Here is a 10536-nt window from a genome sequence, read left to right as displayed (position 1 = left end):
CTACTAGCTAAGGAGTTAGCTTATGATGTAGTTACTGGTCAGACTGACAAGCTTGCTGCTGCTCTTGCCAAAATAAACGGTAAGGACATTGTTCACTTTGCTAAGGCTGTTGAAATCTCTCACCCTAACATCGATGGTAAGGTTTGTAGGACGAAGCACGCTACGGGCAAGAGTGGCCAGTATGCTAAGTACGCTGCTACTTCAGTGGCAAAAGAAGCAACCAAAGGGGAGACTGCTTTATGTGGTGATGTTGGACACACTGGAGCAACCAGTGGTCATAGTGATACACCCCAGGTTTTAAAGGACTTTATCAGTGCAACGCTGCTAGGAAATGGAAGTAAGAACTGGCCCACATCTACAGGAACCGGATCTTCTAGCAACGATAACGCCACGGCCGTAGCTAAAGACCTAGTAAAGGAACTCACTCCTGAAGAAAAAACAATAGTGGCTGGGTTACTAGCTAAAACTATTGAAGGGGGTGAAGTTGTTGAGATTAGGGCGGTTTCTTCTACTTCAGTCATGGTTAATGCTTGTTATGATCTTCTTAGTGAAGGTTTAGGTGTTGTTCCTTATGCTTGCGTTGGTCTAGGTGGTAGTGTGTAAATTACCCCGTCAACATGCTGGTGTGTACCCTAGTATTAAATCTCTGTCTTCAACCTACAACATGGTCAACTTTAGGTATAATGGTTGTTTTCAAAGGTATGGGAAGGGTCCACCTATAAAATCTCAAATATACAATCGCGATGCTAGGAAAAGCAGTGCGAACACTAGATTAGCACTCTATAATACGAAAAACAGCTTTGCCTTTTACTCTGATGGTTTAACGGAGTTTCAGTGTAATATGCTGAGTAAGGTATTTATTGCTACTGCTGATTCTGTCCACTCTTAGAGTTGGCAACTATTGTGCATAAGAGCTTATGTGTCGTACGTTGAATGCATGTAGATCAAGTAAATGTTTCTGTATGTTCAGGCAGATAAAAGTAAGAAAAGACTTATACTAGCGCTGCTATGAACACGTAAAAAAAATAGAGCGCAGGTGTTGTGGGCCCATAAGTTACCTAAGCCTCGGAGAGTAGGTTGTTTTTTTGTAGTGATATTATTGCTTTAAGCAGTTTAGAGATTCCTGATTATGCAAGTCATATTAGCTGTATTAATAACTTAGGCATTCTATGTGAACTTTTTGTCTTTTTATGAGATGCTCATGTTGGGCTGGGAACAGTGTGTGATGTGTACTAGAGTAATCCCATCAATCGCTCTCGAGTATAAATTTTAGGGACATTTTTTAGTTGTGTATTTATGTAGCACTCAAAATCTTACGTATGAATGACAAGAAAGAAATATAGCCTACCAAATCTCATTTTATTATTGACTATAGTAATAATTTGCTTGTGTACTATAATATGTAGGAGGTGTTTTGCGGTGTTGTCTTAGATGACATTTGTTGTAGGTGATGTTATATCTGTTGACTTCCAGAGATTGTTTTTCTAGGATGGCACGTGTGGTGTTTTACTCTGGGTTGTGTGTAAAACCTTGAAGCGGGTAGGAGCGTAAACCCTGTTCCGATGTTTATTCGGTCGCTGTGTGTGGGCTAGTTGAGCTGTGATCTAGGTGTATAGATGAGGGGGTTGTAAAGGTGTTTGGGAAAGGAGATTTGGAAGGTACAGAGCACGGTGGTGCCGGTATAAAGGGTTTGGGTAAGTCAAGATTGTACATCAAGCTTGCTGTATTGTCCTTTATGATCGCAGCGGCAGTTTACGTATACTGTGCCGCATACGTATTTGCATCAGGAGTATCATTGCTTACACCTCACGCGATAGTGGTTATGTTTTTTCTGTCGTTAGCGAAAGTTCTTTGTTCTTTGGTCTGCGCAATAGTTTGTGCGGCAAAATTGCGTACTGTAGGTAAGCATGATCTTCCAATCATTCTGCCTGAAGGTAGCTTTGATCGTGGTAATTTGTTAGCTAGGGATGATAAATATGTTTGGAGTAGTAAAGTAAGGGCTGAGATTAGTGCTGCCCACCGTGGTAATAGAAGGCTGACTTCGTTTAATAAGGTGTCCGCGGCTATGGTTGCGTTGCAGTGTGTTTCGTTGTGTACTGCCGCGGTTACGTTAGGGTTGATTGCTGCCTCAAGTACTGGCGATATAATTGTATCGCCGGATAACTTAGTAGGGCAAATATGCTTGTTTGCATTGACTGTTTTCGTTGCTACTCTTGTGATAAATGCTCTTCGTCATGGGTTGATGGATGGAGATTCTTGTATCTTTGTGATTAATGAAGGTCCGAGACGTGTTCCTGATTGCGACGTTGGGGATGTGGCTCAGTGTTTGAATATTGAACCTTATGATATTGTGCATGTTAATCTGCATAGGGTAGTTAGCCATGAAGAGGGTGTTGTCTTGTGAGATAGTGTGTTTAGTAGTAGTAACTATTAGTTTTTTGTAGCTTATTCTCCCTCCGATGAGCCAAAGAATATGTATGATAATGTTATCTCTCTTATGTGTGCGGTAGAAACGTCATTCTCTATCTCAGGGTCGATGAAAAACGATACGGGCATTACAATGGATTTGTGCGGCTTGAAGGTTTGTTGTGTGAAACAGAAGCAGGCTATTTTATTAAAATATTTGCCAGCTTGGACTGGAGAAACGTTGTACACAGCTGTCCCGTTTATAGGTTTGTCGGTAGTGTTTTTAGCTCTGTAAAAGATGAGCTTTTGCTTTCCTGGTAGAACAGTTACGTAGCTCAGCTCTGGAGAAAATAATATCGGTAGATTGTTAGTTGTTGCGCTAAATCTGACCTTTATCTCATGCTTGCCCAGTGATTTATTATGGGGAGCAGTGGATTGCTTTGTGGTTCCGCCATACCCGGTTACTTTGCAAAATATTCTGTAAAGCGGCACTGATGCAAAAGACAAGCAGAGCATTGAGAAGACTAGGGCTATTAGTAAGTATTGTAAGCTCGAGTTTCTGTTCATATTAGCCATGACCAGCACCTGGTGAATTTGGGTACTTAGTGTATAGTACTATGGTTCGTTTTGTTTTGTAACCTTTTCCAACATAAGTTTAGCGGCAGCAATTTCAGCGTACTTTTTTTTACAGCCTGTAGCATGTAAACGCTGGCCATTAACGGTTACTTCAACAGTAAATACAGGTGCATGCTCAAGACCAGATTTGTTTATTAACCTATATGATGGTATTGCAAAATTATGTCCTTGTGCCCATTCTTGTAAGGCAGTCTTAGCATCCTGAAGCGGTGTATCGGCAAGGTTTGTAGCCAAGGGCTTCCAATGCTGCAATATGAAGTGACGTACTGATTCTAACCCACCATCAACGTAGATTGCTCCTATAAGAGCTTCCAAAGCATTTTCTAAATTGCTATTGTTCGATATTCCTCCAGAAGTCAATTCCCCTTTAGACATCAAAAGAATGTTTCCTAGATTCAGGGATTGCGCGATTTCCACGACTCTGCTTCCACGTACTAGAGCAATGCGTTTTTTCGTTAGTAAGCCTTCGCTATCATCCGGAAAAAGTGAGTATAACATTTCAGAAATTACCAACCCTAGCACTGCATCGCCCAAGAACTCAAGGCGTTCATAACTAGCGTACCTCTCAGCAGCAATGCTTGGGTGTGTTACCGCTGTTTTTAAGAGTTCGTGGTCCTGAAATTTGTAACCAGAAATCTTAAACACCTTCTCGGTCAGAGCAAGAACACTGTCTTCAGAATAAGGTTCCACTTCTATTTCCTAAACTTACATAACATCATATAGAACGCAAGTAGCAAGGGCTGTACATACGTAATTACTATCAGCCAAAGCAGCACATTGCAAACTCAAACCACTAAGTTAACATAGTCTCCACACCATTTACGGTACGTACAGAATACATTAGCTATATAACATAGTTTACCTTCCTAGAGGTCATGTACATACCTTTCCCCATGAGTCCTTCCGAGAATTACCAATACCCGTGTTGTCAATCTTCTCCAATAGAACCTGCTGCCACTTAAAAGGCTTGCCACAAATCAATACAGCCAAAGCTACTTCAATGAATAGGCTATAGCAAAGCATAGGTCTTTCATTTAGCACTTAAAATGCGACTTTTAGGTTGTAGTAGCACAAAACCTGTGGTGTTACGTTGAGGTATGCCTTTATTATATCTCTCCACAGGGAATTACTCTAAACCCATTTCTCAAGGATTGCAATGCAGTACTCTATATTCTATCTTATCCCAGCTACTACCGCAGGTAATATTTCTAAATATATTGCTCAAAAGCAGGAACACAGAAGCGAGGTGTTGCTCTTCCTCTCCCTACTTTAGCTATAGTCCCGAGCAAGAAATAGTGTCAACAAGCTATTCAAGCCTTATAAAGTACCACAATGATAAGTGATATTTCCTAATTGTTCCAATTCTCAAAAATTATATACATATACCAATCTCAAGCACCTGGATTTTACGAGATAGGCATGCTACATACAACCTTCATATAAATTTCCAGTGACATATTTGCCTCGATTCCTTGTTATGTTCAAATTCCGACCAGCTGACATCTCTGGCAAACACCAATCCACTTCGCAGTACAGCACAATTGTAGCATCGGTGGCATTAGGTTTCCGGTCGTTCTGGTAGATATAAAGAAAAGGGGCAGGTTGTACAGAGACGTATGATACGGAGAGTGCGGTTATAAAATCGTTGCTGTTAAGTAATCGAGACGATTTTTATAGTGTAGAGCTAAAAACAAGAAAAGTAGCCGAAATGCCTCTGTACATGATGTTAGTATCAATAATGATCTCAGGGGGAAATAGGCGTTATCGCTAAGGCTAATGTGAGTTTGTCGCTAGCATGGCGGGTAAAATAACAGTGCCATAGCCCCCGGAAATAATCCCGAGGGCATGCTATCTGTTATCCAAAAGCCTCTAACGCTTTAGTTTGACAGCTACATATATAGGAGGAGAATCTCCGCGCTGCACTAGTAACAACACAGAATCCCTCTTAGTACTCTGTAGTATCTTTTCTAGCTCACTCGTGAAGTCAGCCACGTTGCGTACTAAGACTGCATCTATTCCTACTATTACATCACCCCTACGGATGCCTTCAGCAAAAGCAGCACCTCGATTATCAACGCGTAGCACAACTACTCCGTCACGTTTTCTTCCATCGCCATCAGGTAATTCACCGACAGTGATCCCCAAGCTTTCAGTACCCGTTTCAAGACTCCCATTCTTACCCGCTGCACCGTCCGCGCCTTCTTCTAACTTACCTATAGTTATTTTTAGAGTGATCTGCTTCCCACTCCTTAGCACAAGAAGGCGTACTTCCTCATTCACAGCTGATTTTGCGATTAGGTTTGTTAGCTGTGACATATCCTCAACTCTTTTACCATTGTACTCAAGAATAACGTCACCAACTCTCAATCCACCCTTTTCAGCCGGACTACCCTTTACCACATTAGCCACAAGGGCTCCGTGAGCTGAATCTAGCCCTAGCGGTACAACCATGCCTTCGGTTACATGCTGCACAATAACCCCCAGCCAACCATGCTCCACTTTTTCACCTTTAGACAGTATGCTTATAACACGAGCAGCATTGTTAGAGGGTATAGCAAACGCAACTCCCACATTTCCACCCCCCTGTGGTGAGATAATTGCAGTATTGATACCGATAACTTCTCCGTCTGCATTAAATAGTGGACCTCCAGAGTGTCCACGATTAATCGCAGCATCAGTTTGCAAAAATTCACTCGCGGTCCCTATGTTAATATCACGCGCTCTGCCGGAGATTATCCCCACGCTTACAGATCCACCCAAGCCAAACGGATTACCTATAGCCAAAACCCATTCTCCAACCAGAGCATCGTCGGAATTACCCAACTTTACACTAACCAGTTCTTTCGCAACATCCACTTTCAGTACAGCTAAATCAGTCTTGGGATCCTGTCCCAAAACTCTCGCCTTAGCCGTTGTTCCATCACTGAACTTTACCTGGATTTCTTGTGAATTTGCAATGACGTGATAATTAGTAACTATCAACCCCGATTCATCTATTATGAAACCAGAACCCAGGGATATCACCTTCCTTGGCTTTGGAGGCTCAACAAATAGAGGCTCTATACTATTGAAAAACCCCTCAAAAAACCCTCTAGGAATACCAGGGAATCCAAATATAGATCCTCCACCACTATCTCCCGCGAGTTCATCCCCCTCTACTCTTTGCTCTGTAGATATATTTACAACTGAGGGTAGCAACTTACTTGCGAGTTCAGAAAAACCCCTTGCCGAAGGACCGTTATTTTCACTAACGCGCAGTGCAGAAGACGCTACCTCAGACGCAAAAGCACAATGTCCCCAAACTAAAGCACAAAAGAAAAAAAACGATAAGAATCTACGCACCACTACCCTCCATTTCTCTTATTGAAAAGACCGATAAAATCATTATTGGGAGATAACACTATCTTCGTTGAGTTCTTCCCAGCAAAAACCTGTCTATAGGCCTTGAGAGTATGGTAAAAATTGAAGAAATCTGGATCCACCGCCAGTGCATCATTATATATCCGAGACGCTTCCGCATCTCCTTCACCCCGTATAACTTGAGCCTCATTCATGGCACTAGCTACAATGACACGCCTTTGTAGATCTGCATCCGAACGGATCTTCTGCGAAATCTCTTCACCTTCCGCTCGTATTTCCCTCGCTTCTTTTTCCCTATCAGTTTGCATACGACGAAAAATGGCAGCACTGTTCTCTTCCGGTAGATCAGCTCTCTTTATCCTAACATCTACCATCTCTATCCCAAATTTTTCAGATTCCGAACTCACTCCCTCCAGGATCTGCGTCATAACGCCTGAGCGTGCTTCGTTCAAAAAATTGATCAACGCCACACGCCCAACCCGCTCCCGTAAATTAGACTCTATTATGGAGCCAAGCCTATTTTCTAGCCCTATCTCCCCCCTAACAGTACGATAAAACTTCACTGGATCTGCTATCCTGTACTTTGCGTAAAAATCCACTACAAATCTCTTTTGATCTGCAGCTATAACCTCACAAGAATCAGATCTGATTTCAATGATTCTCTTATCGAAATATATTACCTTACTTATTATCGGCGCCTTGAAGAAAAGCCCGCTATTCTGCACACTCTTCGACACACGTCCAAATTGGACAACTATTGCCTGATGAGCCTCATCTACCACAAAAACTGATCCTGAAACAATAGCGATGACACATGCTAGCACAGCGCCCAGCACAAACTTGGCGAACCCCGTCCTCATGATTTACCTTCCATAATTGCACTTCTGCCACTTGACCCTACAGCACCATTAGTCAGAGGAAGATAAGAGAAAAGACCCTTTATATCATCAGTTACTACGACCTTATCCATGTTGGATAATACTTCTTCCATTGCTTCTATATACATACGACTTCTCACGGGTAAGGGTTGATTAATGTATTCCTTATAGATAGCCTGAAACTTCGAGGAATCACCCTGAGCCCGGTTTACAACTTCACTTTTATATGCCTCAGCATCAAGCTTGATACGTATCGCTTCCCCCTTCGCTTTAGGCAGTACCTCATTGCGATAAGCAAAGGCCTCATTTATTGATCTTTCCTTGTCAGCCCTTGCGCTTTGCACATCCCTAAAGGAACTAATTACCTTTTCTGGAGGATCCACTTTCTTCAGCTGAATAGACAACACCTCGATACCCATATGGTAACGATCCAATATGTTTTGCAAAAGCTTTTTGGTTTCATATGCTATAGCTGCTCTTCCTTCACCTTCTATAGCAAAGGCCAGAGTACTTTTACCGATAATCTCACGCATAGCACTCTCAGCCGCATTCTTGACTGTCGCTCCCGGTCTTGCATCTCGTACATTGAATAGGTAGTTATATGCGTCTGAAACCTTCCACTGAACATCAAAATTTATGTTCACAATGTTCTCATCTCCGGTAAGCATAACCCCATCGTTATGACTACTGGGACTGCTTTTAAACGATACCCCACCTACTTCTTCCTTGCTTACCATCTCCACCCTGACCTTAAGAACATGCCCAAAAGGCTTGGGGAACCAGTAACGCAGCCCGGGCTCTTGAATACCACTGTACCTTCCGAAGAGCAACTCCACTGCCTTCTCTTCAGTATTAACTGTATAAAACCCAGTACACGCGTACAGCAGCAAAGCCGCACCTATTAGAAAAAACAGGTGTATCTTACTGAGGGATGACTTGCCACCACCTTCGGGAAATCCACTGAAGGCGGTACGAATTCCAACAAATAAAGCATCAAACTGTGGGTCCGAAAATTTTTTATTACTTTTGGACTTTTCAGGTCCAGCATTTTCGCCGCCACCCCAAGGGTCGCCTTCATCGCGCATAAAAACCTACCCGAACTTTCTGCACCCGGAGTCTATAGCAGAATCTATGTTATATCAACACAAAATACCGCTAAAAACTCTGAAATGTGAGCATATGTACATGTTTAAGAGGGACATGCAGTTACTAGTAAAATTTACACATATATTTCTTAAATTAGCGATCAAAGCACTAAGCGTCTGATAGAAGCTTTCACGTTTTAGGTTAAATAGGTGTTACGACACAGTAAACTACTTTTGATTTTACTGTAGTGATTATCCGAATAACAGAATGCGGTATCATCAAATTTTTTACGTATGCCATATGTAAACTAGAGAGGGTTATAGCATATACTTACCAAAATAGGTGTAGTGCTTTACTACTAATCATCTAATCACTAGTTGCAAGGCTATTGTGGCGTGCAAGAGCTTTGATAAACCATACAAGAATAGTGTGATAAACTTTTGTATTGAGGTGCTTGCTTAGGATCTACTCAGCATTTTCAAAATCAATCTTTATTGTAGGTCCTTACCAGGGCAATGCACCTTTACGCCATACAGATTCTCATGCACTTTCAAAGGTATTACTAACAGATACCTTTTCCTACAGTCACAGATTGTTGTTTACGCAACATTAGCAATTTTGTGTTGTACTTACTCTGCATTGCACCTTCGTAGCGTGTGTGCAGTTGATGCGTGGATTTAAGTGATGTGGGGATTCTTGCGTGCAGGGGCGGTTATGATGTCGAATCTGACAGGTTTTGTCGCGGTACTATCGGTTGTCATGATGTTCGGAGTCGCAGGTGCTATATATGCTTGCGGCGTTGAACCAACTGCTGAGAAGGATCACACTGTAGCTGTTCCTATAAAGGGTGACGTGGCGGTGAAGTCTGTGAGTGATGTTTTGCAGACGGTACGGAGGTTTTGTTTGCCAGTCATGATAGGGGTTGTGTTGGGTGCTGTAATTATGACGGTGTTAGGCAGGTCTGCGTGGTTTGCCATAGCGATGTTGATTGTGTTTAGTTGCATATTTTTGGGTGGCAGCGAGTTCATTCAAAAGTTTACAGAAGGGGTGAGAGATTCTGCCGGTACGGGGCACTCCAGGGTCATTGCATTTAGATCATGAGTTTCTGGGCGTTGGGGAGTGCAGTAATTTTCCGTCATTAGAGAGAAGGTGGTTTATGTTGGGTCTTACAAGATTTATGGCCGTGCTTGCCGTGATAGCAGCATTGGTGGGGTTTGGGATATCGGCAAGTGCTGCTCAAGCAACATCTTCGTCAGCTTCGGATGACGTTGCTGCAAAGGTCATCTGTAACGTTGTTGTTTTTGTGCAAAGGTTGGGCTTGCCAATCATGACTGGGGTGATCCTAGGTGCTAGCATCATGGCAATATTCGGTAAGTTGGCATGGGCTGCTATAGTGATGTTAGTTGTGTTTACAGCCATATTCTTTGGAGCTGGTAAGCTTATTCAGAAGTTTGCTGCTGGGGTAGGTGCTGATGTGATAGGGGATGCAAGCAGCTTTGAGTGTAAAGGTGGCGGTAAAACCGTCTTGTCTGCGACAAAATAGTGTTTCTGCTAGATGCGACACAGGGAAAGAGTTACCTGCGCTAACGGTTTAGTAGCATAGGTAGTTCTTCAAAGTGTTTTATCCTTTGAATAGAGTCTGGTGTGTTTGAAAATGTAGTTCCAGTGCAGTGTTTGTTGGTGTGCATTTAGGTGTTGGAGGCAATGCCATCATTGCCTAGCGGATACTCTGTGTGGGTGGTTTTGCGCGCACCTGAGTTCAGGGTGGTTGTTACATGTAATTGTATTGCGGTGAATTATGGGGGTATCGATGTTTAGTATAGCAAGATTTATGGCTGTGCTTGCCGTGATAGTAGCATTGGTGGGGTTTGGGATATCGGCAAGCGCTGCTAAAGCAACATCTTCGTCAGCTTCGGATGACGTTGCTGCAAAGGTCATCTGTAACGTTGTTGTTTTTGTGCAAAGGTTGGGCTTGCCAATCATGACTGGGGTGATCCTAGGTGCTAGCATCATGGCAATATTCGGTAAGTTGGCATGGGCTGCTATAGTGATGTTAGTTGTGTTTACAGCCATATTCTTTGGAGCTGGTAAGCTTATTCAGAAGTTTGCTGCTGGGGTAGGTGCTGATGTGATAGGGGATGCAAGCAGCTTTGAGTGTAAAGGTGGCGGT

Annotated in this window: 11 protein-coding genes; 5 read left to right on the top strand and 6 right to left on the bottom strand. The window is 42.7% G+C overall.

Annotation, left to right across the window (positions count from 1 at the left end; translation table 11 throughout):
* Positions 1 to 603, top strand: a 603-nt coding sequence (locus tag KPX09_RS02460) for a P44/Msp2 family outer membrane protein (protein WP_249548805.1), incomplete at its 5' end; no start/stop codon positions are given.
* A 1030-nt stretch (positions 604 to 1633) separates the two neighbouring features.
* Entirely contained in the window at positions 1634 to 2404 is a 771-nt protein-coding gene (locus KPX09_RS02455; RefSeq protein ID WP_249548804.1) for a hypothetical protein, read from the top strand.
* 41 nt (positions 2405 to 2445) lie between these two features.
* Here the strand turns inward: KPX09_RS02455 and KPX09_RS02450 are convergent, their stop codons facing one another.
* The 6 genes from KPX09_RS02450 to hflK all read right to left on the bottom strand — a co-directional run bounded on the left by KPX09_RS02450 (position 2446) and on the right by hflK (position 8365).
* Complete coding sequence (locus KPX09_RS02450) at positions 2446 to 2982, bottom strand: cytochrome c oxidase assembly protein (RefSeq protein WP_249548803.1); 537 nt, start codon at positions 2980 to 2982, stop codon at positions 2446 to 2448.
* 39 nt (positions 2983 to 3021) lie between these two features.
* On the bottom strand, positions 3022 to 3699 hold the full coding sequence (gene rnc / locus KPX09_RS02445; RefSeq protein ID WP_249548807.1) for a ribonuclease III: 678 nt from the start codon (positions 3697 to 3699) through the stop codon (positions 3022 to 3024).
* Between the two features lie 216 nt (positions 3700 to 3915).
* Positions 3916 to 4083: a hypothetical protein gene (locus KPX09_RS02440; protein ID WP_249548802.1), complete on the bottom strand. Its 168-nt coding sequence runs from the start codon at positions 4081 to 4083 to the stop codon at positions 3916 to 3918.
* An 828-nt stretch (positions 4084 to 4911) separates the two neighbouring features.
* Positions 4912 to 6384, bottom strand: coding sequence for a Do family serine endopeptidase (locus KPX09_RS02435; protein WP_249548801.1), 1473 nt, complete (start codon positions 6382 to 6384; stop codon positions 4912 to 4914).
* Positions 6385 to 6386: 2 nt separating this feature from the next.
* Positions 6387 to 7262 (bottom strand): protease modulator HflC, encoded by an 876-nt coding sequence (gene hflC / locus KPX09_RS02430; RefSeq protein WP_249548800.1) that lies wholly within the window; start codon positions 7260 to 7262, stop codon positions 6387 to 6389.
* Positions 7259 to 8365, bottom strand: a complete 1107-nt coding sequence (gene hflK, locus KPX09_RS02425) for an FtsH protease activity modulator HflK (protein WP_249548799.1) — start codon at positions 8363 to 8365, stop codon at positions 7259 to 7261. Before hflK ends, hflC begins: the two co-directional genes overlap by 4 nt.
* 715 nt (positions 8366 to 9080) lie before the next feature.
* Between hflK and KPX09_RS02420 the strand changes: the two genes are divergently transcribed.
* From KPX09_RS02420 to KPX09_RS02410, 3 genes are all read left to right on the top strand, one after another.
* Entirely contained in the window at positions 9081 to 9467 is a 387-nt protein-coding gene (locus KPX09_RS02420; RefSeq protein ID WP_249548806.1) for a type VI secretion protein, read from the top strand.
* 55 nt (positions 9468 to 9522) lie between these two features.
* A complete protein-coding gene (locus tag KPX09_RS02415; RefSeq protein ID WP_249548798.1) occupies positions 9523 to 9909 on the top strand; it encodes a TrbC/VirB2 family protein in 387 nt (128 codons plus the stop codon).
* Positions 9910 to 10176: 267 nt separating this feature from the next.
* Positions 10177 to 10536 (top strand): TrbC/VirB2 family protein (locus tag KPX09_RS02410; protein ID WP_249548797.1); only part of this gene is annotated, 360 nt, incomplete at its 3' end.

This window comes from Anaplasma phagocytophilum, from assembly GCF_023476575.1.
GTDB classification, from domain to species: domain Bacteria; phylum Pseudomonadota; class Alphaproteobacteria; order Rickettsiales; family Anaplasmataceae; genus Anaplasma; species Anaplasma phagocytophilum_A.
This window is presented reverse-complemented; position numbering and strand designations above follow the sequence as displayed.

What these genes read in the sequence shown, in the direction of transcription:
- hflC (WP_249548800.1), bottom strand. Translation starts at nt 7,262, where the DNA reads ATGAGGACGGGGTTCGCCAAGTTTGTGCTGGGCGCTGTGCTAGCATGT.
- KPX09_RS02450 (WP_249548803.1), bottom strand. Translation starts at nt 2,982, where the DNA reads ATGGCTAATATGAACAGAAACTCGAGCTTACAATACTTACTAATAGCC.
- KPX09_RS02415 (WP_249548798.1), top strand. Translation starts at nt 9,523, where the DNA reads ATGTTGGGTCTTACAAGATTTATGGCCGTGCTTGCCGTGATAGCAGCA.
- KPX09_RS02420 (WP_249548806.1), top strand. Translation starts at nt 9,081, where the DNA reads ATGATGTCGAATCTGACAGGTTTTGTCGCGGTACTATCGGTTGTCATG.
- hflK (WP_249548799.1), bottom strand. Translation starts at nt 8,365, where the DNA reads ATGCGCGATGAAGGCGACCCTTGGGGTGGCGGCGAAAATGCTGGACCT.